The sequence below is a fragment of the Streptomyces sp. NPDC047043 genome (genome assembly GCF_040644055.1).
Classification (GTDB): domain Bacteria; phylum Actinomycetota; class Actinomycetes; order Streptomycetales; family Streptomycetaceae; genus Streptomyces.
Map to the genome: position 1 here is coordinate 100,382 of NZ_JBEYVO010000023.1, position 26,527 is coordinate 126,908.

22 protein-coding genes, 1 pseudogene and 1 riboswitch are annotated in these 26,527 nt (G+C 69.8%); of the genes and pseudogenes, 14 read left to right on the forward strand and 9 right to left on the reverse strand.

Annotated elements, in window-relative coordinates; genetic code table 11:
• The first annotated feature begins 123 nt into the window (after window positions 1–123).
• From ABZ880_RS32700 to ABZ880_RS32725, 6 genes are all read left to right on the forward strand, one after another.
• Entirely contained in the window at window positions 124–2,247 is a 2,124-nt protein-coding gene (locus ABZ880_RS32700; RefSeq protein WP_361270214.1) for a DNA topoisomerase IV subunit B, read from the forward strand.
• Window positions 2,248–2,556: 309 nt separating this feature from the next.
• A complete protein-coding gene (locus tag ABZ880_RS32705; RefSeq protein WP_361270217.1) occupies window positions 2,557–3,081 on the forward strand; it encodes a DUF1453 domain-containing protein in 525 nt (174 codons plus the stop codon).
• Window positions 3,078–4,229 (forward strand): histidine kinase, encoded by a 1,152-nt coding sequence (locus ABZ880_RS32710; RefSeq protein ID WP_361270220.1) that lies wholly within the window; start codon window positions 3,078–3,080, stop codon window positions 4,227–4,229. The genes ABZ880_RS32705 and ABZ880_RS32710 overlap by 4 nt, the downstream gene beginning before the upstream one ends.
• On the forward strand, window positions 4,226–4,909 hold the full coding sequence (locus tag ABZ880_RS32715; protein ID WP_361270222.1) for a response regulator transcription factor: 684 nt from the start codon (window positions 4,226–4,228) through the stop codon (window positions 4,907–4,909). Before ABZ880_RS32710 ends, ABZ880_RS32715 begins: the two co-directional genes overlap by 4 nt.
• Before the next feature lie 68 nt (window positions 4,910–4,977).
• Complete coding sequence (locus tag ABZ880_RS32720) at window positions 4,978–5,538, forward strand: DUF485 domain-containing protein (RefSeq protein ID WP_361270225.1); 561 nt, start codon at window positions 4,978–4,980, stop codon at window positions 5,536–5,538.
• Window positions 5,535–7,127 carry a cation acetate symporter gene (locus ABZ880_RS32725; RefSeq protein ID WP_361270228.1) on the forward strand — a complete coding sequence of 531 codons (1,593 nt, stop codon included), beginning with the start codon at window positions 5,535–5,537 and terminating at the stop codon, window positions 7,125–7,127. The genes ABZ880_RS32720 and ABZ880_RS32725 overlap by 4 nt, the downstream gene beginning before the upstream one ends.
• A gap of 105 nt (window positions 7,128–7,232) precedes the next feature.
• Here ABZ880_RS32725 and ABZ880_RS32730 read toward each other — a convergent pair whose 3' ends face one another.
• Window positions 7,233–7,925: a response regulator gene (locus ABZ880_RS32730; RefSeq protein WP_361270230.1), complete on the reverse strand. Its 693-nt coding sequence runs from the start codon at window positions 7,923–7,925 to the stop codon at window positions 7,233–7,235.
• A gap of 160 nt (window positions 7,926–8,085) precedes the next feature.
• On the opposite strand from ABZ880_RS32730, the gene ABZ880_RS32735 reads away from it, so the two are divergent.
• From ABZ880_RS32735 to ABZ880_RS32745, 3 genes are read left to right on the forward strand one after another with little or no spacing between them, the layout of a single operon-like run.
• Window positions 8,086–8,901 (forward strand): ABC transporter ATP-binding protein, encoded by an 816-nt coding sequence (locus ABZ880_RS32735; protein WP_361270233.1) that lies wholly within the window; start codon window positions 8,086–8,088, stop codon window positions 8,899–8,901.
• Complete coding sequence (locus ABZ880_RS32740) at window positions 8,891–9,754, forward strand: ABC transporter permease (protein ID WP_361270236.1); 864 nt, start codon at window positions 8,891–8,893, stop codon at window positions 9,752–9,754. The genes ABZ880_RS32735 and ABZ880_RS32740 overlap by 11 nt, the downstream gene beginning before the upstream one ends.
• Window positions 9,755–9,813: 59 nt before the next feature.
• The gene (locus ABZ880_RS32745) at window positions 9,814–10,866 is read left to right on the forward strand and encodes an ABC transporter substrate-binding protein (protein ID WP_361270239.1); all 1,053 of its coding nucleotides are present in this window, start codon (window positions 9,814–9,816) and stop codon (window positions 10,864–10,866) included.
• Between the two features lie 52 nt (window positions 10,867–10,918).
• Here the strand turns inward: ABZ880_RS32745 and ABZ880_RS32750 are convergent, their stop codons facing one another.
• The 4 genes from ABZ880_RS32750 to ABZ880_RS32765 form a co-directional block, all read right to left on the reverse strand.
• Window positions 10,919–11,599 carry a response regulator gene (locus tag ABZ880_RS32750; RefSeq protein WP_361270242.1) on the reverse strand — a complete coding sequence of 227 codons (681 nt, stop codon included), beginning with the start codon at window positions 11,597–11,599 and terminating at the stop codon, window positions 10,919–10,921.
• A complete protein-coding gene (locus tag ABZ880_RS32755; protein WP_361270245.1) occupies window positions 11,596–13,266 on the reverse strand; it encodes a sensor histidine kinase in 1,671 nt (556 codons plus the stop codon). The genes ABZ880_RS32750 and ABZ880_RS32755 overlap by 4 nt, the downstream gene beginning before the upstream one ends.
• 101 nt (window positions 13,267–13,367) lie before the next feature.
• Window positions 13,368–14,309, reverse strand: coding sequence for a sucrase ferredoxin (locus ABZ880_RS32760; RefSeq protein ID WP_361270247.1), 942 nt, complete (start codon window positions 14,307–14,309; stop codon window positions 13,368–13,370).
• Between the two features lie 54 nt (window positions 14,310–14,363).
• On the reverse strand, window positions 14,364–15,620 hold the full coding sequence (locus tag ABZ880_RS32765; protein ID WP_361270250.1) for a citrate synthase: 1,257 nt from the start codon (window positions 15,618–15,620) through the stop codon (window positions 14,364–14,366).
• A 109-nt stretch (window positions 15,621–15,729) separates the two neighbouring features.
• On the opposite strand from ABZ880_RS32765, the gene ABZ880_RS32770 reads away from it, so the two are divergent.
• Complete coding sequence (locus tag ABZ880_RS32770) at window positions 15,730–16,896, forward strand: citrate synthase/methylcitrate synthase (RefSeq protein WP_361270253.1); 1,167 nt, start codon at window positions 15,730–15,732, stop codon at window positions 16,894–16,896.
• A gap of 83 nt (window positions 16,897–16,979) precedes the next feature.
• Here the strand turns inward: ABZ880_RS32770 and ABZ880_RS32775 are convergent, their stop codons facing one another.
• The 3 genes and pseudogenes from ABZ880_RS32775 to ABZ880_RS32785 form a co-directional block, all read right to left on the reverse strand.
• On the reverse strand, window positions 16,980–17,225 hold the full coding sequence (locus tag ABZ880_RS32775; protein ID WP_361270469.1) for a hypothetical protein: 246 nt from the start codon (window positions 17,223–17,225) through the stop codon (window positions 16,980–16,982).
• Window positions 17,226–17,336: 111 nt separating this feature from the next.
• Window positions 17,337–17,570 (reverse strand): annotated as a pseudogene (locus tag ABZ880_RS32780) (hypothetical protein); the annotation flags it as partial.
• 307 nt (window positions 17,571–17,877) lie between these two features.
• The gene (locus ABZ880_RS32785; RefSeq protein ID WP_361270255.1) at window positions 17,878–18,405 is read right to left on the reverse strand and encodes a DUF6082 family protein; all 528 of its coding nucleotides are present in this window, start codon (window positions 18,403–18,405) and stop codon (window positions 17,878–17,880) included.
• 351 nt (window positions 18,406–18,756) lie between these two features.
• On the opposite strand from ABZ880_RS32785, the gene ABZ880_RS32790 reads away from it, so the two are divergent.
• The gene (locus ABZ880_RS32790; protein WP_361270258.1) at window positions 18,757–19,833 is read left to right on the forward strand and encodes a GTP-binding protein; all 1,077 of its coding nucleotides are present in this window, start codon (window positions 18,757–18,759) and stop codon (window positions 19,831–19,833) included.
• Here the strand turns inward: ABZ880_RS32790 and ABZ880_RS32795 are convergent.
• Window positions 19,830–22,286 carry a DNA topoisomerase IV subunit A gene (locus tag ABZ880_RS32795; RefSeq protein WP_361270261.1) on the reverse strand — a complete coding sequence of 819 codons (2,457 nt, stop codon included), beginning with the start codon at window positions 22,284–22,286 and terminating at the stop codon, window positions 19,830–19,832. The two genes, ABZ880_RS32790 and ABZ880_RS32795, sit on opposite strands and share 4 nt — an antisense overlap.
• A gap of 246 nt (window positions 22,287–22,532) precedes the next feature.
• Here ABZ880_RS32795 and ABZ880_RS32800 point away from each other — a divergent pair, with 246 nt between their 5' ends.
• The 3 genes from ABZ880_RS32800 to ABZ880_RS32810 all read left to right on the forward strand — a co-directional run bounded on the left by ABZ880_RS32800 (window position 22,533) and on the right by ABZ880_RS32810 (window position 26,467).
• Complete coding sequence (locus ABZ880_RS32800) at window positions 22,533–23,927, forward strand: pitrilysin family protein (protein ID WP_361270263.1); 1,395 nt, start codon at window positions 22,533–22,535, stop codon at window positions 23,925–23,927.
• Window positions 23,924–25,312, forward strand: coding sequence for a pitrilysin family protein (locus tag ABZ880_RS32805; protein ID WP_361270266.1), 1,389 nt, complete (start codon window positions 23,924–23,926; stop codon window positions 25,310–25,312). The genes ABZ880_RS32800 and ABZ880_RS32805 overlap by 4 nt, the downstream gene beginning before the upstream one ends.
• A gap of 213 nt (window positions 25,313–25,525) precedes the next feature.
• A riboswitch (cyclic di-AMP (ydaO/yuaA leader) is annotated at window positions 25,526–25,689 on the forward strand.
• Between the two features lie 13 nt (window positions 25,690–25,702).
• The gene (locus ABZ880_RS32810) at window positions 25,703–26,467 is read left to right on the forward strand and encodes a M23 family metallopeptidase (protein WP_361270269.1); all 765 of its coding nucleotides are present in this window, start codon (window positions 25,703–25,705) and stop codon (window positions 26,465–26,467) included.
• Window positions 26,468–26,527: the final 60 nt, after the last annotated feature.

A 26,527-nucleotide genomic window follows, 5' to 3' on the forward strand; every position in this document is an offset into this window, starting at 1 on the left:
TGAACTACAGACGAGGGTGGCGTTACAACGGCTCTACCAGGCCTCGGTACCCTCTTGACGGCGACCGAAGCCGTGCCCTTACCCAGAAGGGCACAACCTGAAATTCAGCGAGGAGCGAACCGCGTGACCGCCGAAACGTCCGTGTCGTCCACAGCGCTGCTGGCAGGAGCAGAGCGGGACGGTTCCAACTACACCGCGCGGCACCTTCTCGTCCTCGAGGGGCTCGAGGCCGTGCGCAAGCGCCCGGGCATGTACATCGGGTCGACCGACAGCCGCGGTTTGATGCACTGCCTTTGGGAGATCATCGACAACTCTGTCGACGAGGCCCTCGGAGGCTACTGCGACCACATCGAGGTGATCCTCCACGACGACGGCTCGGTGGAGGTCCGGGACAACGGCCGGGGCATCCCGGTCGACGTCGAGCCCAAGACGGGCCTGTCCGGCGTCGAGGTCGTCATGACCAAGCTGCACGCCGGCGGCAAGTTCGGCGGCGGCTCGTACGCCGCCTCCGGCGGTCTGCACGGCGTCGGCGCCTCCGTGGTGAACGCCCTGTCGGCCCGCCTGGACGTCGAGGTGGACCGCGGCGGCCACACGCACGCCATCAGCTTCCGGCGCGGTGTGCCGGGCGCCTTCGCCGCGACCGGCCCGGACGCCAAGTTCGACGCCACGAGCGGCCTGCGCAAGGCCAAGAAGATCCCCAGGACGCGCAGCGGTACGCGCGTGCGTTACTGGGCCGACCGCCAGATCTTCCTCAAGGACGCCAAGCTCTCCCTGGAGAACCTGCACCAGCGCGCCCGCCAGACGGCGTTCCTGGTGCCCGGTCTGACCATCGTCGTCCGCGACGAGTTCGGCCTGGGCGACGGCGGCACCAAGGGCGAGGAGTCCTTCCGCTTCGACGGCGGCATCAGCGAGTTCTGCGAGTACCTGGCGAGCGACAAGCCGGTGTGCGACGTCCTCCGCTTGTCCGGCCAGGGCACCTTCAAGGAGACCGTCCCGGTTCTGGACGAGCACGGCCAGATGACTCCCACCCAGGTCACCCGTGAGCTCGACGTCGATGTCGCGATGCGGTGGGGCACGGGATACGACACGACCCTGAAGTCGTTCGTGAACATCATCGCCACCCCCAAGGGCGGCACGCACGTCGCGGGCTTCGAGACGGCCGTGACCAGCACGCTCAACGAGGTCCTGCGGGCCAAGAAGCTGCTGCGCGTCGCCGAGGACGACGTCGTCAAGGACGACGCCCTGGAGGGCCTCACCGCGGTCGTCACGGTGCGCCTCGCCGAGCCGCAGTTCGAAGGCCAGACCAAGGAGGTCCTCGGCACCTCGGCGGCCCGCCGCATCGTGAACACCGTGATCGCCAGGGAGCTCAAGGCGTTCCTGACGTCCACGAAGCGGGACGCGGCCGCGCAGGCCCGCGTGGTCATGGAGAAGGCCGTCGCCGCCGCCCGTACGCGCATCGCGGCCCGCCAGCACAAGGACGCGCAGCGCCGGAAGACGGCCCTGGAGTCCTCCTCCCTGCCCGCGAAGCTCGCCGACTGCCGCAGCGACGACGTCGACCGCAGCGAACTGTTCATCGTCGAGGGAGACTCCGCGCTCGGCACCGCCAAGCTCGCCCGGAACTCCGAGTTCCAGGCGCTGCTGCCGATCCGCGGCAAGATCCTCAACGTCCAGAAGTCGTCCGTGACCGACATGCTGAAGAACGCCGAGTGCGGCGCGATCATCCAGGTCATAGGAGCGGGCTCGGGCCGGACGTTCGACATCGACGCGGCCCGCTACGGCAAGATCATCATGATGACCGACGCCGATGTCGACGGCTCGCACATCCGGACCCTGCTGCTGACGCTGTTCCACCGGTACATGCGGCCCATGGTCGAGGCGGGAAGGGTGTTCGCCGCGGTGCCGCCGCTGCACCGCATCGAGATCGTCCAGCCGAAGAAGGGCCAGGACAAGTACGTCTACACGTACTCGGACCGTGAACTGCGCGACAAGCTGCTGGAGTTCCAGAGCAACGGCATCCGGTACAAGGACTCCATCCAGCGCTACAAGGGTCTCGGTGAGATGGACGCCGACCAGCTGGCCGAGACGACGATGGACCCGCGCCACCGCACCCTGCGCCGGATCAACCTCTCCGACCTGGACGCGGCCGAGACGGTCTTCGATCTGCTCATGGGCAACGACGTGGCGCCGCGCAAGGAGTTCATCTCCAGCTCGGCGGCGACGCTGGACCGGTCACGTATCGACGCGTAGCCGCTGCGCTCGGCTCGGGGCGAGTTGTCGGCCTCGGCTTCGCCTTCGGCTGGGGGTGTTGTTTCCCACCCGCACCGCCCGTGCGGCATTCGTCGTCGGGTGCGGGTGGCCCTTGCGTGGCGTCCTCGCCGTCGGCGGCCGCCGGTTCATCCTTGCTGTGGTCTCCACCCGTGGGTGGATTTCCGCCAGTTCGGAGATCCACCCGCGATCCACCCCTGCTCCGATCTGCTGACCTGCGAATTTCCGTAGCGTCGAAGGTGTTGGCAGCGCTCGCTGTCGACATCCACTTCTTCGCTCACGGAGGCTCTGATGTCCGGGCTCGTCAACGCGCTGATGATCGCCGGCGTCGTCGCCCTGGTGATCGTGCGACAGTTCCGCGCACAGCGGATCGGCAGCGACCGGCGCTGGTGGCTCGTCCCGGTGATTCTGGGCGTCGTGGCGCTGCGCAAGCCCGGCATCGTCGACACCCATCACCGCACGGAGTCGATCGTCCTGCTCGGCGCCGAACTGCTCATCGGCCTCGCCATGGGAGCCGGCTGGGCCTGGACCACCCGAATATGGGCGGAGCCGGACGGCACCGTGTGGAGCAAGAGCACCAAGGCGAGCGTGACCGTCTGGATCGTCGGCATCGCCCTGCGCGTCGGTCTCTTCGCGCTCGGCGCGGCAATCGGCGTCCATCAGGACAGCTCCGCCCTGCTCGTCGCCCTCGCGGCCACTCTCCTGGTCCGCTCCGGGATCCTCGTCTGGCGGGGACAGTCGCTGGACTCCGTGTCCGCGCACGGCCCGGCGTACGGTGACGGCGTGGCACGGCCCGCCTGGAAGGAACGTGTGTGACGGAGAGCGCCTGGACGAGCTGGCCCTCCCGAGAGGCGCTCGCCCGCGAAGGGATCTCACGGCCCCGGCGCATGCTCGCCTGGGCTGTGAGGATCCTGGTCCTCGGCTTCCTGCTGTGGGGTGCCTACCACGCCACCGACGTCCACGGCTGGATCCTGGTCGCGGGTGGCGTCGGTGTGCTCGTGGCCGCCGTACTCGCGTGGGGGTTCTTCCGGACCACGTTCCAGCACAGGCTGTGGCCGTCCCTGGGCATCATGCTTCTGCTGCTGGGACTCGCCGTCGGGGCCCAGGCCGTGGGGTTCCAGGAGCCCGCCCTGGTCCTGTGGTGCGGCTGCGCCGTCTGCGCGCTGGAGCGGTTGCCCATGGCGGTCGCCCTGCCGGTGGCCTCCGTCGCTCTCGCGTCGTACGCCGCGGTCAACAACGACGTGTGGCTGACCACGGCGGCCACCACAGGGGGGCTCGCGCTCGCCGGCTACGTCCTGCGGCTTGACGCGGAGGCGCGCGGCAACGCCCAGCGGCTGCTCGCCCAGGAGCGCGTCGCACGGGCGGCCGAGGCGGAGTCGGCGGCGCTGGCGGAGCGGGCCCGGATCGCGCGGGAGATCCACGACGTGCTGGCGCACAGCCTCTCGGCACAGCTCGTGCACCTGGAGGCGGCCCGGCTGCTGATCGAACGGGGCGCCGACCGGGACCAGATCCTGGAGCGGGTGGTGGCGGCACGGGGCATGGCCCGCGACGGTCTCGACGAGACCCGGCAGGCGCTCTCGGCGCTGCGTGGTGACCTGACACCGCTGGAGGACTTCCTCGCCCAGCTGGTGAGTACGTCCGCCGGTGCCGAGGTCACCGTCACGGGTGAACGCAGACCGCTGCCGGCCGAGGCGTCACAGGCCGTGCGCAGGGTCGCCCAGGAGGCCCTGACGAACGTCCGCAAGCACGCCCCCGGGGCCAAAGTGCAGGTGGGGCTGGATTTCGGCGAGCACCAAGTCGCCCTGGTCGTACGGGACTCGGGCGGTTCGCCGGGAGAACTCGCCGGCGCGGGAGCCGGGTACGGTCTGCTGGGCATGCGCGAGCGTGCCGAGTTGCTGGGCGGCTCGCTGGAGGCCGGGCCGGATGAAGAGGGGTTCGTGGTGATGTTGAGGGTGCCCGTATGACCGAAGGGGCGGAGAAGCGGCCGGCACGGGTGGTGGTCGCGGACGATCAGACCGTCGTGCGGGAGGGCATTGTGATGCTGCTGGGCCTGCTGCCCGGGATCGAGGTCGTCGGCGCCGCGGGGGACGGGGAGGAGGCGGTGAAGCTCGTCGCCGAACTCGCTCCGGACGTCGTGCTCATGGACCTGCGCATGCCTCGTTGTGACGGTGTGGAGGCGACCCGGCGCATTCGCGCGGAGTACCCCGGGACGCAGGTCGTGGTGCTCACGACGTTCGCGGACGACGAGTCCCTGTTCCCGGCGCTGCGTGCGGGGGCGCGGGGCTATCTCACCAAGGACGCGGGAGGGGACGAGATCGTACGGGCCGTGGAGAGCGTGCTCTCCGGGGACGCGGGGCTGTCGCCGAGCATCCAACGGCGGCTGCTGGAGCGGCTGTCCGAGCCGGAGCCGCAGCCGACGGTCGCGGTCGAGCCGCCGGACGGGCTCACCGCGCGGGAGACCGAGGTACTGCTGCTGATCGCCGACGGCCTCAGCAATCAGGAGATCGGCCGCAGACTGCACGTCTCCACCGCGACCGTGAAGACCCACATCAACAACCTCTTCGCCAAGACCGGACTCAAGGACCGTGCTCAGGCGGTGCGTTACGCGTATGCGAAGGGACTGGTGCGGCCGCCGGCGGGCTGAGTCACCTGATGGGGTGAAGAGCGCGAAGAAGAAGAGTCGGGGATCTTCCGTTCTGTCCATCCTTGGGCATGCAGTCAAGCAACGGCCGTCCCCGTGGTGACGGGGGTGGCACCGAGAATTCGGCCGAGCATCGCGTGGGTCAGGACCAGGCCCGCGCCGAGACGCTCGAGGGGGTGAGATACGACGATCCGTGGTACGACGAACTCGCCTCCGGCTGGGGTGAGTTGAACGGTGTCGGGGCGCCTGTGACCGGGGTCGTGCCGACGCACCGGGAGAGCGAAGAGGGGACAGCCGCCGCGGCCGACGTCTATCTCGAGGTGCAGCGCAGTGCGGCGTTCCAGGAAGTACGCAGTCGGTATCTGAGGTTCGTGGTACCGGGCGTCGCCGTCTTCCTCCTCTGGTACGTGGGGTACCTCGTGACCGCCACGACCGCGCCCGAATTGATGGCGCGGCCTGTCGCGGGTGCGCTCAACGTGGCGCTGCTCGCGGGGCTCGGACAGTTCCTCACCACCTTCCTGTTCGCCTGGGCCTACGCCCGGCACGCGCGACTGCGCAGGGATCGGGCCGCGCTCGAACTGCGCTGGGACACCCAGGAACTGACGCGAGGCCTCCGAGGCGGTGCGTCGTGACCAGAGATCACCAGACGCTGGCGCTGCTTCTGTTCAGCGCGTTCGTCGCCGTCACGCTGGCGATCACGACGTGGGTGAGCCGCAACCGGCGAGGTTCCGCGGAGGAGTTCTACGCGGGCGGGCGTCTCTTCTCACCGATGGAGAATGGTTTTGCCATCGCGGGCGACTACATGTCGGCCGCCTCCTTCCTGGGCGTCACCGGCCTCATTGCGCTGTACGGATACGACGGACTGCTGTACGTCGTCGGGTTCCTCGTCGCCTGGCTGCTGGTGCTGTTCCTGGTGGCGGAACTGGTGCGCAACTGCGGGCGGTTCACGCTCGCCGACGTGGTCGCGGCCCGGATGAGCGAGCGGCCCGTCCGGATCGCGGCGGGAACTTCCTCGGTCACCGTGTCCGTTCTGTATCTGGTGGCGCAGATGGTGGGTGCGGGCAGCCTGGTCGCGCTGCTGCTCGGGGGGACTAGCCAGGCGGCGCGGGCCTGGACCGTGATCGGCGTCGGCGCACTGATGGTCGTCTATGTGTCGTTGGGAGGGATGCGAGCCACCACCTGGATCCAGATCGTCAAGGCGGTCCTGCTGCTCGGCGGTACGGTCGCGCTGACCGTGCTCGTCCTGCTGCGGTTCCACGGCGACCTCGACCGACTGCTGCTGACGGCGGCCGAGCGCAGTGGCCACGGCGATGCGTTCCTGGCGCCCGGGCTGAAGTACGGCGGGGACTGGACCGCCCGCTTCGACTTCATCAGCCTCGGGCTCGCCCTGGTGCTCGGCACGGCAGGGCTGCCGCACATCCTGTCCCGCTTCTACACCGTCCCCACCGCCCGGGCGGCGCGTCGCTCGGTGCTCTGGTCGATCGGGCTCATCGGCGGCTACTACCTGATGACGATCCTCCTCGGCTTCGGCGCGGCGGCCATCGTGGGACCCGATGCGGTACGGGGGTCGAACGCGGCCGGGAACACGGCGGTCCCGCTCCTGGCGCTCGACCTGGGCGGTGGTGCGAACTCAACAGGAGGAACGGTTCTCTTCGCGGTCGTCGCCGCCGTCGCCTTCGCCACGATCCTCGCGGTGGTCGCCGGGATCACGCTCGCCTCCTCGGCGTCCGTGGCCCATGACCTGTACGCGTCCTTGAGGCGCCGAAGCGCCGAGCCGCGCAGCGAGGTGGCCGTGGCGCGCATCGCCTCGGTCGGCATCGGCGTGGTCGCGATCGCCCTGGGGCTGCTGGCCCGTGACCTCAACGTCGCCTTCCTGGTGGGCCTCGCTTTCGCCGTCGCCGCGTCCGCGAACCTCCCGGTGCTGATGTACTCCCTGTTCTGGCGTGGCTTCACCACCCGCGGTGCCGTGTGGGCCGTATACGGCGGACTGGTCCCCGCGCTGGCGCTCGTCGTGCTGTCACCGGTGGTGTCGGGCAGCCCCGAATCGCTGTTCCCGGACGTCGACTTCCAGTACTTCCCGCTCCAGAACCCCGGCCTCGTGTCGATCCCGCTGGGCTTCCTCGCGGGCTGGCTCGGCACGGTCACCTCCGCGGAGATCCCGGACGAGGCGAAGCACGCGGAGACCGAGGTGCGGGCACTCACGGGCGCGGGAGCCGCGTAGGAGGCGGCGCCTTCACCGTCGTACGACATCGGGGAACCGTTTTGTCGGCGCACCCTCCTGCGTATGGGCCTCGCGGCTACGACCTTGCCGGGGGCGGGCCCGCGGCTACGGCGCCACCCACGCGTACAGGTGCTCCGGACGCCCCGTGTCGCCGTACTTGAGGGAGAGGCGGAGGCGGCCGGACTGTTCGAGGTGGCGGAGGTAGCGCTGGGCCGTGGAGCGGCTCAGGCCCGTCTCCGCCGCGACCTCGTGGGCCGAGAGGGGGTGGTCGGCGTGGTGCAGGACGCGGCAGATGAGGTCGCTCGTCGGTTCCGAGTGGCCGCTCGGCAGGCCCGGTGAGGACGGCGCCGGAGTGGTGCGCAGCGCGCCGAAGATCCGGTCGACCTGTTCCTGGCCGGCGTTGCCGCGGCCGCCGACCCGGTCGACGGTGCGGCGCAGGGCGGCGTAGGAGTCGAGGCGGGTGCGCAGGGCGGCGAAGGTGAACGGTTTGACCAGATAGTGCAGCGCGCCGACGCGCATCGCGGCCTGGACGGTCGCCACGTCGCTCGCCGCCGTGATCATGATGACGTCGGTGCCGTGGCCCTGTTCCCTCATGCGGTGGACGAGTTCGAGGCCCGTCTGGTCGGGCAGGTAGTGGTCGAGCAGGACCAGGTCGATGGTCCCGCGCTGCACGCTGGCCAGCGCCTGGGCAGCGCTGTGCGCGCGGGCGGCGACCCGGAAGCCGGGAACCTTTCCCACGTACTTGGCGTTGATCTCCGCGACGCGGAAGTCGTCGTCCACGACCAGGACGTCAATCATCGGGCCTCTTCCTGTCAAGGCCTGGCGGGCGTTAAGCCCATGTTTCGGCTCCGCTGTTGTAGCGCGAGCAAAACGAGCACAAAAGGCTCTTGCAAGCAAAAGAACGGCATGCGCCCAGAAGGCTGATGCTGTGGCCCGCGCCACTTCTACCGTCCGGGCCATGAGCGCAGACACCAGCCCCGCCATCCAGCTGCGGGGCGCGAGCAAGATCTTCAGGACCCCGTCGGGGGGTCTGCACACGGCCGTCAGGGAGCTGGACCTCACGGTCGGGCGCGGGGAGTTCGTGGCCGTCGTCGGACCGACCGGCTGCGGTAAGTCCACCACTCTGACGCTGGTCAGCGGGCTGGAGGAGCCCACCGAGGGCGAGGTCCTGGTTGCCGGGGTGCCGGTCCGCGGCGTCGGCGACAAGGTCGGTTTCGTCTTCCAGCAGGACGCCACCTTCCCTTGGCGCACGGTCCTGTCCAACGTCATGGCGGGCCCGCGCTTCCGCGGCGTGCCGAAGGCGGAGGCGAAGCAGAAGGCGCGTGAATGGCTGGCCCGCGTCGGGCTGGCCGCCTTCGAGGACCGTTATCCGCACCAGCTCTCCGGCGGCCAGCGCAAGCGCGTCGCGCTCGCCGCGACCTTCGTCAACGACCCTGAGATCCTGCTGATGGACGAGCCGTTCTCCGCGCTCGACGTGCAGACCAGGGCGCTGATGTCGGACGAACTGCTGGAGCTGTGGGCGGGCACCGGCGCTTCCGTCGTGTTCGTCACGCACGACCTGGAGGAGTCGATCGCGCTGGCCGACAGGGTCGTCGTCATGACGGCCGGGCCCGCCACCGTCAAGCAGGTCTTCGACATCGACCTGCCGCGGCCGCGCAAGGTCGAATCGGTGCGCCTGGAGCCGCGGTTCATCGAGATCTACCGCGAGATCTGGGAGTCCCTCGGCGAAGAGGTCCGCATCACCCGTGAGAGGGGTGCCGCCAATGTCGCATGAGGTTCTGAGTACGCCGGTCGTCGACACCGTCAAGGCGCCGGACCGCGCCCACTCACGCGCGCGTGCCGCCCGCAGACGCAAGATCGTCGTTTCGGCCGCCCGTGTGCTGCTGCTGGTTGCCGTCCTCGGCCTGTGGGAGGCGCTCTCCCGGGCCACGGTCATCGACCCCTTCAACTTCTCGATGCCCTCGAAGATCTGGGACCAGATCTACACCTGGGTGACGCACGGGACGGCCATCGGCTCCCTGGGCGAGCAGATCTGGTACACGCTGTACGAGGCGCTGCTCGGCTGGGTCTTCGGTGTGATCGCCGGTGTCGTGTTCGGTATCACCCTTGGGCGGATCACCTTTCTCGCCGATGTCCTTGGTCCATACATCAAGGTGCTCAACTCGATACCCAGGATCGTCCTTGCTCCGATCTTCATGATCTGGTTCGGACTCGGCCCCGCCTCCAAGGTCGCGTCGGCGGTCGTCCTCGTCTTCTTCCCGGTCTTCTTCAACGCCTTCCAGGGTGCCCGCGAGGTCGACCGCAACCTCGTCGCCAACGCCCGGATCCTCGGTGCGAGCGACCGCAGGGTGACGCTCCAGGTGGTCATCCCCTCCGCGACCTCGTGGATCTTCACCAGCCTCCACGTCAGCTTCGGCTTCGCCCTGATCGGCGCCATCGTCGGCGAGTACATCGGCGCCACCAAGGGCGTCGGCCTGCTCATCGCGCAGTCGCAGGGCACCTTCAACACGGCCGGCGTGTACGCGGCGATGGTCATCCTCGCCGTCGTGGCACTCACCGCCGAGGGGCTGCTCACCTTCGCCGAGCGCCGCATCTTCCGGTGGAAGCCGGCCGGTTCCGACAGCTGAACCCCGCCGATCCACCACTCATCTCCCCGCACCGCCCTCTCACAAGGACGTGAACCTCCATGCGCAAGTCCGCCAGATACACCACCGTGGCCGCCGCCGGCCTGCTCGCCCTCTCCTCCCTCACCGCCTGCGCCAATGACGCGGCCAGCACCGCCTCCACCAGCAAGGGAGATGGCAAGGGTACGAAGGTCAAGATCATGGTCGGTGGCCTGGACAAGGTCATCTACCTGCCCGCGATGCTCGGCCAGCGGCTCGGTTACTTCGACGCCGAGGGCCTCGACGTGGAGCTGCTGAGCGAGCCCGCCGGTGTCCAGGCCGAGACCGCACTCGTCTCCGGGCAGGTCCAGGGGGCCGTCGGCTTCTACGACCACACGCTCGACCTGCAGACCAAGGGCAAGGCCGTCGAGTCCGTCGTGCAGTTCTCGCAGGCGCCCGGCGAGGTCGAGATCGTCTCCACCAAGGCGGCGGGCGACATCACTTCACCCAAGGACTTCAAGGGCAAGAAGCTCGGCATCACCGGTCTCGGCTCGTCGACCGACTTCCTCACCAAGTACCTCGCCGTCAAGAACGGCGTGAAGGTCAGCGAGTTCACGCCGGTCGCCGTCGGCGCCGGGCCGACGTTCATCTCGGCGCTCCAGAAGGGTGCCATCGACGGCGGCATGACGACGGACCCGACCGTCGCCACGATCCTGGACAAGAAGGCGGGCAAGGTCCTGCTCGACATGCGGACTCCGGAGGGTTCCCAGGAGGCACTCGGCGGCCCGTACCCGTCGTCAAGCCTGTACATGCAGACGGACTGGGTCAACAGTCACAAGGACACCGTCCAGAAGTTGGCCAATGCATTCGTCAAGACGCTCAACTGGATGTCCACCCACAGCTCCACCGAGATCGCCGACAAGATGCCCGCCGACTACTCCCAGGGCAACAAGGTCCTCTACGCCGCGGCCATCGAGAGCACGCTGCCGATGTTCACCAAGGACGGCGTCATGCCCAAGGACGGCCCCGAGACCGTCGAGAAGGTGCTCAAGGCGTTCAACCCCAACATCAAGAACGCCAAGGTGGATCTGAGCAAGACGTTCACCACCGAGTTCGTGGAGAAGGCCGCGGGCTGAATCCGTATCCATGAGGGGGTACGGCCTTCCCCCGCCCCCACCGGCCGTGCCCTCAGGCGCGGGTCGCCCACACGTAACGGTGTTCAGGGCGGCCCGCGTCGCCGTACTTGAGGGTGAGGCGGGCCCGGCCCGTGCGCTCCAGGAGCTTCAGATAGCGCTGGGCGGTCTGGCGGCTCACCCCCGTCCGGTCGGCGATCTCCTGGGCCGACAGCGGGCCTTCGGCACTCATCAGGGACTGGCGCACGAGCTCCGCGGTGGTGGGCGAGTGCCCCTTGGGCAGCCCCGGCTCCGAAGAGGCGGACAGGGCACCGAAGATGCGGTCCACCTCGGCCTGTTCCGCCTCGCCGCCGCCGTCCAGCTTGCGGCGCAGCTCCGCGTACGCCTCCAGCTTGCTGCGCAGGCCCGCGAACGCGAACGGCTTGACCAGGTACTGCAGCGCGCCGTGCCGCATCGCGGCCTGCACCGTCGACACGTCACGCGCCGCCGTCACCATGATCACGTCGGTCTGGTGGCCGCGACGGCGCATCTCCTGGACGACCGCCAGGCCCGTCTCGTCGGGCAGATAGTGGTCCATCAGGACGAGGTCCAGGCGGGGCAGCGTCTCCACCTGGCGCAGCGCCTCGGCAGCGCTGTGCGCCTCGCCCGCGACGTGGAAACCCGGCACCTTCTCCACGTAGGCGGCGTTGACCTGCGCGACCCTGGTGTCGTCGTCCACGACCAGGACCTCGATCATCGCGACTCCTCCTTGACGGGCGTGTCCCCGGTTGCGGTCAGGGCCGGTTCGGGCGCCGACTCGGTCAGTGCCTCGGGCAGGACGACGGTGAACTGCGCGCCGCCGCCGTTGGCCTCGCCCACGGTCGCGCTGCCGCCCTGCCGTTCGGCCAGCCTGCGCACCAGGGAGAGCCCGATGCCGCGCTTCCCGTGCGCCGGCGGCTCCTTGGTGGACCAGCCCTCGGTGAAGACCAACTCGCGTTGTTCCGCGGGGATTCCGGGCCCCGTGTCGCGCACCCTGAGGACGGCGGTACGTCCTTCGGCGTGCAACTCGACCTCCACGCGCGCGTGCGGCGTGCCCGCGACCGCGTCGAGGGCGTTGTCCACCAGGTTCCCGACGACCGTGACGAGCCCCCTGGGGTCGATCAACCGGTCCGGGAGCCGTGTCCGGTCCGAGACCCACAGGGCGACACCACGCTCTGCCGCGACCGTCGCCTTGCCGACCAGCAGCGCGGCGAGGAGCGGGTCCTGGATCTTCTCGGTGACCTGTTCCGCGGTGGCCCGATGGTCGCCGACCACCTCCCCGACGAAGTCCACGGCGTCGTCGTACATCTCCAGTTCGAGCAGTCCCAGGAGCGTGTGCATACGGTTGGCGTGCTCGTGGTCCTGGGCGCGCAGGGCGTCGATCAGGCCGCGCGTCGAGTCGAGCTCCCGGCCGAGCTGCTCCAGCTCGGTGCGGTCGCGCAGCGTGGCGACGGCGCCGCCGTCGTCGGTGGGCATGCGGTTGGCGACCAGGACGCGCTGGCGGCGGACCGTGAGCAGATCGGTGCCCGTCACCCGGCCGGCCAGTATGTCGGCCGTACGGCCCTCGCCGAGCGCCTCGTCGGGGGACCGGCCGACGGCCTCGTCGTCGATGCCGAGCAGGCGGTGCGCCTCGTCGTTCAGCAGGCGGATGCGACCGGCGCGGTCCAGGGCGACGACGCCCTCCCGGATGCCGTGCAGCATCGCCTCGCGCTCCGCGAGCAGCGCCGAGATGTCCGAGAAGGCCAGGTCCCGCGTCTGCCGCTGGACCCGCCGGGAGATGACCCAGGCGGCCAGCGCGCCGACGGCCAGCGCGCCGCCGGCGTATGCGAGCAGCTCCGGGATCGCGCCGATCAGCTCGGCACGGACGCTGTCGTACTTGATCCCGACCGAGACCGCCCCGATGATCTGGCCCTCGGCGTCGCGCAGCGGCACCTTGCCGCGGGCCGAGCGGCCCAGGGTGCCGCTGTCGATCTCCATGACCTGATTGCCGGCGAGGGCCTCCGTGGGGTCGGTCGAGACGTTCCGGCCGATCTCCGAGGGGTCCGTGTGCGACCAGCGCACGCCCCGCCAGTCGAGCACCACGATGTACTCGGCGTGCGTGGCCTTGCGGATCCGCTCCGCCTCCTTCTGGACCGGTCCGTCGACGGTCGGGGCGGTGTTCTGGATGTCCTTCGCGATCTGCGGCTGCTCCGCAGTGGTCTGCGCGATGGCCAGGGCCCGGCGCATCGCCTCGTTGTCGAGCTGCTTGCTCAGCGGTGCCAGGAACAGCCCGGTCGCGAGCACCGCGACACCCGCGGCGATCACCACCTGCATCAGCAGCACCTGCGAGAACACCCGTTTCGGCAGACCGAGGCGCAGGCGGCGTGCGGGGGGAGTGGGGCTCATACCCACGACGGTACGTGGGCGTGCCGGAACTGCCGTAGGTGGTGTGGCATGGATCTCTTGATCAATGCTGAGTGGGCAGGTCGGTGTATTGATCGACCGGGTCAACTCGCGAGTGCCGTCGTCCTCGACTCGTGCACCGCCACCACGTCCATGCGTGCGGGGGAGCCCAGGACCGATGACCCGCAGCTTTCCGGGCGCGGCAGCAGCGCCGCGACCTGCGCCACCATGACGCGCCACCGGCGGCCGTCCGCGTGGGCGACGGTCACCTCCCAGCGCGGTGCCGCACCGGCTGTCCCTACGACGCTCAGGGCATCCGCGGCGTATTCGCGCGCGGCGGCGCGCACGGCCAGCTCGGCCGCCTGACCGGGCCGCTCCCAGGCGGAGCTCCCGCGGCAGCCCTCCACGACGATCCGCCCCTCCTGGACGCCGTGCAGGACCTCCTTGACCGCGTGGGCCTCGGCGCGGCCGTACGCGTATCCGTACGGCAGGACGAGCAGCGTGGGCGAGAAGCGATGACCACCCAGATGGGTGACCTCCCAGACGCCCTCCGCCCCGGAGGCGGCGAGCTCGGCAGCGAGCGGCCGGCCGAGCAGCGCGCAGCAGCGGTCGCGCTTGCCGTTGGTGCAGACGAGTGCGAGCGGATCTCCCGTGTGGGCTCGTCCTCCGAGCGCCGAGTCGAAGGTCCGGTGCTCGCCCCTGCCGAGTGCGGCGAAGTCGAGGCCGAGCAGTTGCCGGGGGTCACAGGTCGTGGCGGCGCGCAGCCACGACCTGCCGGGCATGGTGTGGGCCGCGTACACCTGGCGCACCGTGGGCGTCCCGGAGTCGGCGTGCCGTCCGGGGCGGCGGATGAGCGCGATGCGTACCCCCGTGCCCTCGGCGGCCGCCTCCAGGGCGCGGCCGAGTGCCGGATCCAGGTGGCTCGACGTCAGCGCCTTGGCACCCCAGGGCCCGGGCTGCTCCAGCAGCAGCCAGGTCCGCGCAGTGGCCGCGGTTCCCGCAAGGGGCTCTTCGAGCTCCTGGGAGACAGTTGAGCACGTACTCACAGAGGTGAGCCTAACCTGAGTTGGCTCGAGGTGACTTCCGGTCGCCCTGGTGTCCTACTCCGGCAGTGGCTGGGGCGGCTTGGGTCCGACGTAGTGTCCGCTCGGCCGCATGCGCAACGGGCGTTCCCCGTACTCCTCCAGGGCGTGGGCGATCCAGCCCGCCGTACGGGCCACGGCGAAGATCGTCTCGCCTGCGGTGGCCGGCATGCCGGCGGACGCCGTGAACACGGCCAGGGCCAGGTCGACGTTCGCGTGCAGCGGCGTGTGGCGGGCGGTGGTGGCGACGATGTCGCGGGCCGCGGCAAGGGCGGGCGCGGCGCGGGGGATCTCCTCCAGGAGGCCGAACAGGACACGCGCGCGTGGGTCCTCGCCGGGGTAGAGCCGGTGGCCGAGTCCCGGGATGCGGCGGCCGGCCCGCAGCTCGTCCGCGATCACGGGGGCCGCGTCGCCCTCGTCGAGCACGTCGAGCAACAGTCGGTGGGCGAGCCCGCTGGCCGCTCCGTGCAGCGGGCCCTCGAGCACGCCGAGCCCGGCGGAGACGGCCGCGTAGGCATGCGCCCGGGCCGATGCGGCGACGCGCACCGCGAGGGTCGAGGCGGCCAGGTCGTGATCGACGAGGAGCGCGAGCGCGGTGTCCAGTGCACGCAGCGACGCCTCGTCCGGGTCCCGGCCGCTCAGCCGCGACCACAGGCGGTGGGCCAGCGGGCCCTCGTCGCCGCGGCGGTGCCCCCTCTGCGGCAGCGCGGCGACCAGGGTGGGGATGAGGGTGCGCGCGGTGCCGAGCACGGCTTCCTCGGAGAGGTCGAAGCGCAGCGGGTCGGCGACCGCGGCCGCGATCGCCGCGACGCGCAACCGGTCGGTGGGGCCGGTGTGTTCGGGCAGTGCGTCCACCGCGCGGCGGGCCACTGTGACGGATTCCTTCGGCGCGGTGAAGGTGATGCCGGGGCGCAGCCGGCCCGTCCACAGCCACTCCGCGACCTCTTCGTAGGAGTGGCGGGTGGCCAGTTCGGCGGCGTCGACGCCCCGGAAGAAGTAGCGGTCCTTCTCGATGAGGGTGATGCGGGTGCGCACGGACAACTCGCCGCCCGAGGCCGAACTCCCGCTGCTCTCACGCCTGTTGCGCCGGGCGAGTGCCGCCACCTCCTGGGCGTCGAAGGTGCTGCCCCGGCCGCCGGGCACGCGTCGGCTGCCGAGCTGGCCGCGGCTCACGTACGCGTACACGGTCTCGGGCTTCACGCCCAGCAGTTCGGCGGCTTCCTTGGTGGTCAGCCTCCGGTCGGCGTGGTCGGCGGAGGCGTCTTGATCGCGCATGGGATCACCGTATCGGCAGTAAGACGTATGGATTGAATGCATTGATCCAATCAACATTGACAGAGTTAGAGTCAATCATGGACAGTCGAATCAAGTCCAGGGAGGAATCATGTCCGTCAACAGGTCAGCAGCCGTCACCCTCGACGTACCGCGGGGGCTCGCAGGCGTCGTGGTTACCGACACCGAGATCGGGGACGTCCGGGGGCTCGAGGGCTTCTACCACTACCGCCAGTACTCGGCCGTGGAACTCGCGCAGACCCGCAGCTTCGAAGACGTCTGGTACCTCCTGGTCCACGGCGAGCTGCCGGACGCGGGGCGGCAGGCGGCCTTCGTCGCCGAGACGGCGGCCCTCCGGCGGCTGCCCGACGAGGTGCGTGCGGCGCTGCCCGCCATCGCGGCGGCGAGCGGTCGGTCCGGCCCGCTGGCGGGCATGCGCACCGCGCTGTCGCTGCTCGGCGCGGCGAAGGGCTTCCGGCCGGTGTACGACATCGACGCGGCCGGCCGCCGCCGGGACACCCTCGTGGCGGCCGCGGCCGTACCGACTCTCCTCACGGCACTGCACCGGCTGGGCCGGGGCCTCGAGCCGGTGGAGCCCCGGGACGACCTGTCCAGTGCGGCCAACTACCTCTACATGCTGACGGGTTCTGAGCCGGACCCGAAGCGGGCCCGGGCGATCGAACAGTACTTGATCTCAACCATTGATCACGGCTTCAATGCATCAACATTCACGGCACGCGTCATCACGTCCACGGGAGCGGACGTGGCCGCCTGCCTCGTCGGGGCCGTTGGGGCGCTCTCGGGCCCGCTGCACGGCGGTGCGCCCAGCCGCGCGCTGGACACGCTGGACGCCATCGGCGGGCGCGACCGCATCGACCCCTGGATCCGCGAACGCGTCCTGGCCGGCGACCGCATCATGGGCTTCGGCCATCCCATCTACCGCACGGAGGACCCGCGTTCCCGGATGCTCCGCGAGCTGGCGCAGAGCTTCGGCGGCCCGCGCGTCGAGTTCGCCGTGGAGGTCGAGCGCCACGTCGAGTCGATCCTCGCGGAGCTGAAGCCGGGCCGCGAACTGCACACGAACGTCGAGTTCTACGCCGGTGTGGTCATGGAACTGTGCGGTCTGCCCCGAGAGATGTTCACCCCGACGTTCGCGGCGGCGCGGGTGGTGGGCTGGAGCGCGAACATCCTGGAACAGGCGGAGGATTCGAAGATCATCAGGCCGGTGGCACGGTATGTGGGGCCGGGGGCGCCGGTGACGGTGCCTGCCGTGGCCTGATGGAGGGTGTCCCCGGGGGACAGCGAGGCTCGGCACCGAGCGGTGCCGAGCCGGGGATGGCGCGTCAGCGAGAGAGGCCGTGGTCAGGCGTCGGGGATGTCCTTCTTGGCCTCGATCAGCGTTTCGCGTGTGATGACGACGATGCGCTCATAGTCGGCCCGCGAGGCGTCGGCCGGCAGCTTGTCGTCGAGCTCTTGTGTGGCCTCCGTACCGATGACGGCGAAACTTCCGTCGCTCAACTCGAAAATGTCCGGGCAGGTGTTTCCGTCGAGGCTCTGTGGTGACTTGCGTGACTGAGGCGGCAGGCCGAGTCGCCGTGTGATGTTCACCTTGTGTTGATCTCCCCTGCTTGCGGGTGTGGGCGCAGGCGCGAGGCCGGCAGCCCTTGAACGCCCCCCGTTGAGCAGTGCAGGTGCAGGAGGCGTGCGAAGGCTTTCGACAGCAATGGGAATGTCGGCTTTGGCGTGGATCAGAGTCTCCCGTGTGACCATGACGATGAGGTCGGCCCCGGCCAGCGAGGCGTCGGCGGGTAGTTGAGTGTCCAGCCTGTTCGTGGCATCTGTTCCGATGACGGCGAAGTCCCCGTTGGCCAGCTCGAAGATATCCGGGCAATTCTGGCCGGATACACTTCCTCGCGCCTTTGGAGGAACGCCAAGCCGACGGATGATCCGAATCACTGTTCAAGTTCCCTTTGGTCTCAAGGCCTGAGCGCCTGCGCGCTGTCGCTGCGCGGTGCGATGCAGCCCTGTGGGGCTGCTACCTCGACGACCGAGCGGCATGGAGCGACGGTTCGATGGGGGTTGACCCTGAACGCGATCGCGGAGCAGTCAACCCTGTTGGCATGAGGGGCAACGCATGAGTTTGCCAGTTCGTTATCGCCCGACTGCATGATCCACCCGGAAGGCACATCGGCGGGCCAAACTTCCCGGTCAACGTCATGGGAGAGCCGCAGAGGCGTGGTTGGGAGGCAGGGCGAAGCCGTCAATCGGTGGGAGGTTCGCCCACCACCCACCATTCGTCGCTGTCGGCCTCCTCGAGCTGGCCCAGTAGATCCTCAACCATCTGCCCGAGTTCCGCCTCCTCGGACGTGTCGATCAGCGTGGCCCGATGGGGACGAGTGGCGTACCAGTACTCCCTGAAGATGGGATTCTGCAGGATGCCTCGGGCAAAACCGAAGAATTCCTCGCGGCTGATGTTGCCGATGCGGTAGTAGCACAGCGCATTCGTGTACAGGGCGTTGGCGAACAGGAATTGGCGCTGCTTCTTGGCGGACACGGTCTCCTTGTAGGTGTCCAGCACTTCGGCAAGTTCGGGATCGTCCATGGCCTTGCTCAGCAGTTCCCAATGCAGGCGTTGCTGCTGCGCGAGGTTGGCGTCGCGCTGTGCCTGTGCGGTCTCTTCCAAGTGATCAAGGCGCCTGCGCAGCGAGTCGAGCGCCTGCCGCTGTGTGGCGAGGGTGACGAGTGCTCCCGTCACCATGCCCATCCCTGCTGCGGCGACAGCGCCCAACGCCCGTATTCCACGCTTCCGTGTGGCCATGTCAACCCCCGAGTCAGGCGACCGTCCGCCGGTCGTCGGGTGTGGGGCGACGGGGAGCAGACCGGCGAGCGGTGGGCGGCGCTTGCCGTCTCCCAGGGTGCCGAGCGGCTCTGATCGGCAGGGAGGCGGAGAGGAGGCGCACGGAGGGATGCGAGGGTCGCACACTCCGGCGCCTTGCCCAACGTCTGCCCCGCAAGTGCAGCTAACAATCGTTCACTTCGCAGTGATTCTTCCGGCTCGTATCCTGGTTCGGCATTCAATCCTCGTACGTGCGCCGGGCTCGTGATCCGGTGCACGCGTCGGTGTCAGAGAGGTCGCACGTTGAGCCAGCCGAGCCCCAGCCTTCGGCAGATCCCGGTCGTCGTTCTCGCCGGTTTTCTCGGTTCCGGAAAGACCACCCTCCTCAACCACCTCCTCCACCACAGCGGAGGCAGCCGTATCGGGGCAATCGTCAACGACTTCGGTGCCATCGAGATCGATGCCATGGCCGTCGCGGGTGCGCTCGGCGACTCCACCGTGTCGCTCGGGAACGGCTGTCTGTGCTGTGCCGTCGACGCGAGCGAGCTCGACCTGTATCTGGAGCGGCTAGCCCGGCCCGCCGCCGGCATCGACGTCATCGTCATCGAGGCGAGCGGACTGGCCGAACCCCAGGAACTCGTCCGCATGCTGCTCGCCAGCGAACATCCGGGGATCGTGTACGGCGGCCTCGTCGAGGTCGTCGACGCCGCCGAGTTCGACGACACCCGCGCGAAGCATCCCGAGGTCGACCGGCATCTCGCCCTCGCCGACCTGGTCGTCGTCAACAAGCTCGACCGGGCCGGCGACGGCGAGCGGGTCCTCGGGCTCGTGCGGTCCCTCGTCGACCGTGCCGCCGTCGTGCCCGCCTCCTACGGCCGCGTCGACCCCGAGTTCCTCTTCGACTGCAGACCGAGCGAGGAGCGCATCGGGCAGCTGTCCTTCGACGACCTGCATGACCGCGATCACGACAGTGACAGCGTGCACGACCATGAGGGCCACCTGCACGCCGCGTACGACAGCCTGTCCCTGAGCTCCGAAACGCCCATGGATCCGCGCCGGTTGATGGAGTTCCTCGACAGCCGGCCCGAGGGGCTGTACCGGATCAAGGGGTACGTCGACTTCGGGGCGCACGACGTCCGCAACCGCTACGCCGTGCACGCCGTGGGGCGCTTCCTGCGGTTCTACCCGGAGCCCTGGGCGGGCGGCGACGCGCGTCTGACCCAGCTCGTCCTCATCGGTTCCGGCATCGATGCGCCCGCGCTCGCCAAGGAACTGGAGGCGTGCAAGAGCGACGCCCCGCACACCGTCGACGAGCACGGCATGTGGGGCGTCCTGCGCTACGTGCAGGATCCGGAAGAGGATCCCGGGGAGCCCGCCTAGACCGGTCCGGCCACCACCGACACCGTCTTCGCCAGGGACACGCCCGAGCCGTCGCGGCGCGGGTCGATCTCGGGGAGGTCGGCCGGGGTGCCGTTCTTCTGCGCCGCCTTGGCCGGGACGGCGCCCGCCCAGGCCAGGGACAGGCAGTCCTCGCCCTTCAGGAACCGCTGGCAGCGGACACCGCCGGTGGCGCGGCCCTTGCGCGGGTACTGGTCGAACGGGGTCAGCTTGGCCGTCGTCTGGACCGAGTCGTCGAGTGTGCCGCGCGAGCCCGCGACCGTGAACACGACCGCGTCGGCCGCCGGGTCCACCGCCGTGAAGGAGATCACCTTCGCGCCCTCGGTGAGCTTGATGCCCGCCATGCCGCCCGCCGGACGGCCCTGGGGACGGACCTGCGAGGCCTGGTAGCGCAGCAGTTGGGCGTCGTCCGTGATGAAGACGAGGTCCTCGTCACCGGTGCGCAGCTCCACCGCGCCGACGATCCGGTCGCCCTCCTTGAGCGTGATGACCTCCAACTCCTCCTTGTTGGACGGGTAGTCGGGCACCACACGCTTGACGACGCCCTGTTCGGTGCCGAGGGCGAGGCCGGGGGAGGACTCGTCGAGGGTGATCAGGCAGACCGCCGTCTCGTCCTCCTCCAGGGAGAGGAACTCCGAGAGGGGTGCTCCGCCCGCGAGGTTCGGCGCCGATGCCGTCTCCGGCAGCTGCGGGAGGTCGACGACGTTGATCCGCAGCAGGCGGCCGGACGAGGTGACCGCGCCGATCTCGCCGCGTGCCGTCGCCGGGACCGCCGAGACGATCACGTCGTGCTTCACACGCCTGGCGCCGGCGTCCTCCGGGAAGGGCTCGCCGTTGGCCGTACGGGCCAGCAGACCCGTGGAGGAGAGCAGGACCCGGCACGGGTCGTCCGCGACCTGCAGCGGTACGACGGCCGCCGGGGCGCCCGACGCCTCCAGCAGGACCGTACGCCGCTCGGTGCCGAACTTCTTTGCCACCGCGGCCAGTTCGGAGGAGACCAGCTTGCGCAGCTCCGCGTCCGACTCGAGGATCCGGGTCAGCTCCGCGATCTCCGCGTTGAGCCTGTCCTTCTCCGACTCCAGCTCGATGCGGTCGTACTTGGTGAGACGGCGCAGCGGCGTGTCGAGGATGTACTGGGTCTGGATCTCCGACAGGGAGAAGCGCTCCATCAGGCGCTCCTTCGCCTGCGCGCTGTTCTCGCTGGAGCGGATCAGGCGGATGACCTCGTCGATGTCGACGAGCGCGGTGAGCAGGCCCTCCACCAGGTGCAGCCGGTCGCGGCGCTTGGTGCGGCGGAACTCGCTGCGGCGGCGCACGACCTCGAAGCGGTGGTCGAGGTAGACCTCCAGGAGCTCCTTGAGGCCGAGCGTGAGGGGCTGGCCGTCGACCAGCGCCACGTTGTTGATGCCGAAGGACTCCTCCATCGGCGTCAGCTTGTAGAGCTGCTCCAGGACGGCCTCCGGCACGAAGCCGTTCTTGATCTCGATCACCAGGCGCAGGCCGTGCGCGCGGTCGGTGAGGTCCTTGACGTCGGCGATGCCCTGGATCTTCTTCGAACCGACCAGGTCCTTGATCTTGGCGATCACCTTCTCCGGGCCGACCGTGAAGGGCAGCTCGGTGATGACCAGGCCCTTGCGGCGGGCGGTGACGGTCTCGATCTCGACCGTGGCGCGGATCTTGAAGGTGCCGCGGCCCGTCTCGTACGCGTCCCGGATGCCGGAGAGGCCGACGATCCGGCCGCCCGTGGGCAGGTCGGGGCCCGGGACGTGCTTCATCAGGGTGTCCAGATCCGCGTTCGGGTAGCGGATCAGGTGGCGGGCGGCCGCGATGACCTCGGAGAGGTTGTGCGGCGGCATGTTCGTCGCCATGCCGACCGCGATGCCCGAGGAGCCGTTCACCAGCAGGTTCGGGAAGGCGGCGGGCAGCGCCACCGGCTCCTGCTCCTGGCCGTCGTAGTTGGGCGCGAAGTCGACCGTGTCCTCGTCGATCGACTCCGTCATCAGGCTCGTCGCCTGGGCTTGGCGGCACTCGGTGTACCGCATGGCGGCCGGCGGGTCGTCGTTGCCCAGCGAGCCGAAGTTGCCGTGGCCGTCGACGAGCGGCACGCGCATGGAGAACGGCTGCGCCATGCGCACCAGGGCGTCGTAGATCGACGCGTCGCCGTGCGGGTGCAACTTACCCATGACCTCGCCGACCACGCGCGCGCACTTCACGTATCCGCGGTCGGGGCGCAGCCCCATCTCGTTCATCTGGTAGACGATGCGGCGGTGCACCGGCTTGAGGCCGTCGCGGGCGTCGGGCAGGGCTCGGGAGTAGATGACCGAGTACGCGTACTCGAGGAAGGAGCCCTGCATCTCGTCGACGACGTCGATGTCGAGGATCCGCTCCTCGAACGAGTCGTCGGGCGGCGGGGTCTTCGTGCTGCGGCGGGCCATCGCTGCCGGCTCCTTGCTGAAGCGTGAACGGGTTCTGACGCGGACCATTGTGGACCGTGGCACTGACAACGCGGACGAGGACCTGGTGTCGGGCCTCGGTTCCCGGCGTGGCCGAAGGCTACGCGATCCGCTGTGGGCGTACGTCCTGCGGGAACTTCGCCGAGGCTGCGCACGCTTGCATACAGTGGCAGGACCGGCAGGAAAACCGCGGTTTCAACCACCGCACCCGCGATCGAAGGGACGTACATGCCCATGGGTCACACGGCCACAGACCAGGCAGGCTCCGGAGGCCTGACAGCGACCGAGCACCGCCTGGCCAACGGCCTGCGCGTGGTGCTCTCCGAGGATCACCTGACCCCGGTCGCGGCGGTGTGCCTCTGGTACGACGTCGGTTCGCGGCACGAAGTCAAGGGACGAACCGGCCTGGCTCACCTTTTCGAGCACCTGATGTTCCAGGGCTCGGGACAGGTCAAGGGCAACGGACACTTCGAACTGGTCCAGGGCGCGGGCGGTTCGCTGAACGGCACCACCAGCTTCGAGCGCACCAACTACTTCGAGACCATGCCCACCCACCAGCTGGAGCTCGCCCTCTGGCTGGAGGCCGACCGCATGGGCTCCCTGCTCGCCGCCCTCGACGACGAGTCCATGGAGAACCAGCGGGACGTCGTCAAGAACGAACGCCGGCAGCGCTACGACAACGTGCCGTACGGCACGGCGTTCGAGAAGCTCACCGCTCTCGCCTACCCGGAGGGCCACCCCTACCACCACACCCCGATCGGCTCGATGGCCGACCTGGACGCGGCGACCCTGGAGGACGCGCGCGCGTTCTTCCGTACGTACTACGCGCCGGGCAACGCCGTCCTGTCGGTCGTCGGCGACATCGATCCGGAGCAGACGCTCGCCTGGATCGAGAAGTACTTCGGCTCCATCGCCGCGCACGACGGCAAGCCCGCACCCCGCGACGGTTCGCTCCCGGACGTCATCGGTGAGCAACTGCGCGAGGTCGTCGAGGAGGAGGTCCCCGCGCGCGCGTTGATGGCCGCCTACCGGTTGCCGCACGACGGCACGCGCGCGTGCGACGCGGCCGACCTCGCACTCACCGTCCTCGGCGGCGGCGAGTCCTCCCGCCTCTACAACCGGCTGGTACGGCGCGACCGTACGGCCGTCGCCGCCGGCTTCGGCCTGCTGCGGCTGGCCGGAGCGCCCTCCCTGGGCTGGCTGGACGTGAAGACCTCCGGTGACGTCGAGGTGCCGGTCATCGAGACCGCCATCGACGAGGAGCTCGCCCGGTTCGCCGAGGAGGGCCCCACGGCCGAGGAAATGGAGCGCGCCCAGGCCCAGTTGGAGCGCGAGTGGCTGGACCGGCTCGGCACGGTCGCGGGCCGCGCCGACGAACTGTGCCGGTTCGCCGTCCTGTTCGGCGACCCGCAGCTCGCCCTGACCGCCGTCCAGCGCGTCCTGGAGGTGACACCGGAGGAGGTCCAGGAGGTCGCCAAGGCCCGCCTGCGGCCCGACAATCGCGCGGTGCTGGTCTACGAGCCGGTCTCGGGAGAGATCGCCGAGGACGCGGATCCGCCCGAAGACCCCGAGGCCGAGGCCACGGTCGAAGCCGGCGACAACAACAAGGAGGCGGCCAAGTGACCGAGCTCGCCACGATGCAGTTCCACCCGCAGCCCCAGGCGGGCGAGGCCAAGCCCTGGGCCTTCCCGGCACCCGAGCGCGGCGCGCTCGACAACGGCCTGACCGTGCTGCGCTGCCACCGCCCCGGCCAGCAGGTCGTCGCCGTGGAGGTGCTCCTGGACGCGCCCCTGGAGGCCGAGCCGACCGGCTTCGACGGTGTCGCCACGATCATGGCGCGCGCCTTCTCCGAGGGCACCGACAAGCACTCCGCCGAGGAGTTCGCCGCCGAGCTGGAGCGCTGCGGCGCCACCCTCGACTCGCACGCCGACCACCCCGGCGTCCGGATCAGCCTCGAAGTGCCGGCCTCCCGCCTCGGCAAGGCGCTCGGTCTGCTCGCCGACGCCCTCAGGGCGCCCGCGTTCGCCGACAGCGAGGTCGAGCGGCTCGTCCGCAACCGCCTCGACGAGATCCCGCACGAGCTGGCCAACCCCTCCCGCCGCGCTGCCAAGGAGCTCTCCAAGGAGCTGTTCCCGACGACCTCGCGCATGTCACGCCCGCGTCAGGGCACCGAGGAGACCGTCGAGAAGATCGACTCCGCGGCCGTACGGGCCTTCTACGACCGGCACGTCCGGCCCGCCACGGCCACCGCGGTCGTCGTCGGCGACCTCACCGGCATCGACCTGGACGCGCTGCTCGGCGAGACCCTCGGCGAGTGGACGGGCTCCAAGGCCGAGCCCCGCCCCGTGCCGCCGGTGACCGCCGACGACACCGGCCGCGTGATCATCGTGGACCGTCCGGGCGCCGTCCAGACGCAGCTGCTCATCGGCCGCGTCGGCCCCGACCGGCACGACCGCGTGTGGCCCGCGCAGGTCCTCGGCACGTACTGCCTGGGCGGCACCCTCACCTCCCGCCTGGACCGCGTCCTGCGCGAGGAGAAGGGCTACACCTACGGTGTGCGCGCGTTCGGCCAGGTCCTCAGGTCCGCCCCGGACGGCTCGGGCGCCTCGATGCTCGCCATCAGCGGCTCCGTCGACACCCCCAACACCGGCCCGGCGCTCCAGGACCTGTGGACGGTGCTGCGCACGCTCGCCGAGGGCGGCCTCACCGACGCCGAACGCGATGTCGCCGTACAGAACCTCGTCGGGGTGGCGCCGCTGAAGTACGAGACCGCGGCGGCCGTCGCGAGCACGCTGGCCGACCAGGTCGAGCAGCACCTGCCCGACGACTACCAGGCGACGCTGTACCAGCAGCTCGCCGCGACCGGCACCGTGGAGGCCACCGCGGCCGCCGTGAGCGCCTTCCCGCAGGACCGCCTGGTGACCGTTCTCGTCGGTGACGCGGCGCAGATCAAGGAGCCGGTCGAGGCCCTCGGCATCGGCGAAGTCACCGTCGTGGCAGCCGAGTAGAGGCCCGGTCAGCCGCACGCGCGCGTGGGGGCCCTGGTGACTGATGAGTCACCAGGGCCCTCTTATGTCCGAATTGAAAGAGAATTGAAGGAGAGTTGCGTGTTTGCCCTGTGGGATGCGCTACAAAGACCCTGATCCGTTTGGGAATTGAAAGCGGCCCCGCTTAGCGTCGTCCGGGCTGTCCGTCAGGCACCGCGCCGCACCCGCGGCACCGGACAGCCATCGCCGAGTCCCCGTACGGCGCGAGCCAGGGGAGCCGGGGACCCACCGCAGTCCCTGGGGTGAATCGGACGCCCGCGCGTGCAGCGAGGGGGTCCGTAGGAGACCTTCCTGCTCCGAACCCGTCAGCTAACCCGGTAGGCGAGAAGGAAGGAAAGGACAAGCCACTACATGGCGTTCACCCGCGCCACCGGGAAGCACCGCCGTCCCAGCCGGACGCACCGCACCACCAAGCGCGCCGCCGGCGTCGCGGCCCTCGCCACCACCGGCGTCGTCGGTGCCCTGGCCGCCCCCGCACTCGCCGCCGAGACCTCCGTCGAGCAGACCGGCCTCACCCCCGTCATCACCATCGGCGACACGCTCGCCGACAAGATCGACGCCCAGGCCGACGCCCAGAAGCAGGCCGCCGAGGAGGCCGCGCTCAAGAAGGCGGCCGCGGAGGCCGCGCGCGAGAAGGCCGCCGCGAAGGCCAAGCAGGAGCGCGAGGCCAAGGAGCGTGCCGCCCGCGAGGCCGAGCGCAAGCGCCTCAACACGTTCGTCGCGCCGATATCGAACTCGTATGTCTCGACCGGCTACAAGGCGAGCAGCAGCCTGTGGTCCTCCGGCAGCCACACGGGCATCGACTTCCACGCCGCGAGCGGCACGACCGTCCACGCGGTGGGCTCCGGCACCGTCGTCGAGACCGGCTGGGGCGGGTCCTACGGCAACCAGATCGTGATCAAGATGAACGACGGCACGTACACCCAGTACGGCCACCTGTCGTCCATCGGAGTCTCGGTGGGCCAGAAGGTCACCCCGGGCCAGCAGATCGGTCTCTCCGGCGCGACCGGCAACGTCACGGGACCGCACCTGCACTTCGAGGCCCGTACGACCCCCGAGTACGGCTCGGACATCGACCCGCTCGCCTACCTGCGCTCGCACGGTGTGAACGTCTGACGACGGACCGCAGGATCCACTGAAACCCCGGCTCCCCGAGCCGGGGTTTCGTCGTTTCTG

What these genes read in the sequence shown, in the direction of transcription:
- ABZ880_RS32755 (WP_361270245.1), bottom strand. Translation starts at nt 13,266, where the DNA reads ATGAGCCCCACTCCCCCCGCACGCCGCCTGCGCCTCGGTCTGCCGAAA.
- ABZ880_RS32740 (WP_361270236.1), top strand. Translation starts at nt 8,891, where the DNA reads ATGTCGCATGAGGTTCTGAGTACGCCGGTCGTCGACACCGTCAAGGCG.
- ABZ880_RS32715 (WP_361270222.1), top strand. Translation starts at nt 4,226, where the DNA reads ATGACCGAAGGGGCGGAGAAGCGGCCGGCACGGGTGGTGGTCGCGGAC.
- ABZ880_RS32720 (WP_361270225.1), top strand. Translation starts at nt 4,978, where the DNA reads ATGCAGTCAAGCAACGGCCGTCCCCGTGGTGACGGGGGTGGCACCGAG.
- ABZ880_RS32705 (WP_361270217.1), top strand. Translation starts at nt 2,557, where the DNA reads ATGTCCGGGCTCGTCAACGCGCTGATGATCGCCGGCGTCGTCGCCCTG.
- ABZ880_RS32810 (WP_361270269.1), top strand. Translation starts at nt 25,703, where the DNA reads ATGGCGTTCACCCGCGCCACCGGGAAGCACCGCCGTCCCAGCCGGACG.
- ABZ880_RS32765 (WP_361270250.1), bottom strand. Translation starts at nt 15,620, where the DNA reads ATGCGCGATCAAGACGCCTCCGCCGACCACGCCGACCGGAGGCTGACC.
- ABZ880_RS32750 (WP_361270242.1), bottom strand. Translation starts at nt 11,599, where the DNA reads ATGATCGAGGTCCTGGTCGTGGACGACGACACCAGGGTCGCGCAGGTC.
- ABZ880_RS32735 (WP_361270233.1), top strand. Translation starts at nt 8,086, where the DNA reads ATGAGCGCAGACACCAGCCCCGCCATCCAGCTGCGGGGCGCGAGCAAG.
- ABZ880_RS32770 (WP_361270253.1), top strand. Translation starts at nt 15,730, where the DNA reads ATGTCCGTCAACAGGTCAGCAGCCGTCACCCTCGACGTACCGCGGGGG.
- ABZ880_RS32745 (WP_361270239.1), top strand. Translation starts at nt 9,814, where the DNA reads ATGCGCAAGTCCGCCAGATACACCACCGTGGCCGCCGCCGGCCTGCTC.
- ABZ880_RS32795 (WP_361270261.1), bottom strand. Translation starts at nt 22,286, where the DNA reads ATGGCCCGCCGCAGCACGAAGACCCCGCCGCCCGACGACTCGTTCGAG.
- ABZ880_RS32730 (WP_361270230.1), bottom strand. Translation starts at nt 7,925, where the DNA reads ATGATTGACGTCCTGGTCGTGGACGACGACTTCCGCGTCGCGGAGATC.
- ABZ880_RS32800 (WP_361270263.1), top strand. Translation starts at nt 22,533, where the DNA reads ATGCCCATGGGTCACACGGCCACAGACCAGGCAGGCTCCGGAGGCCTG.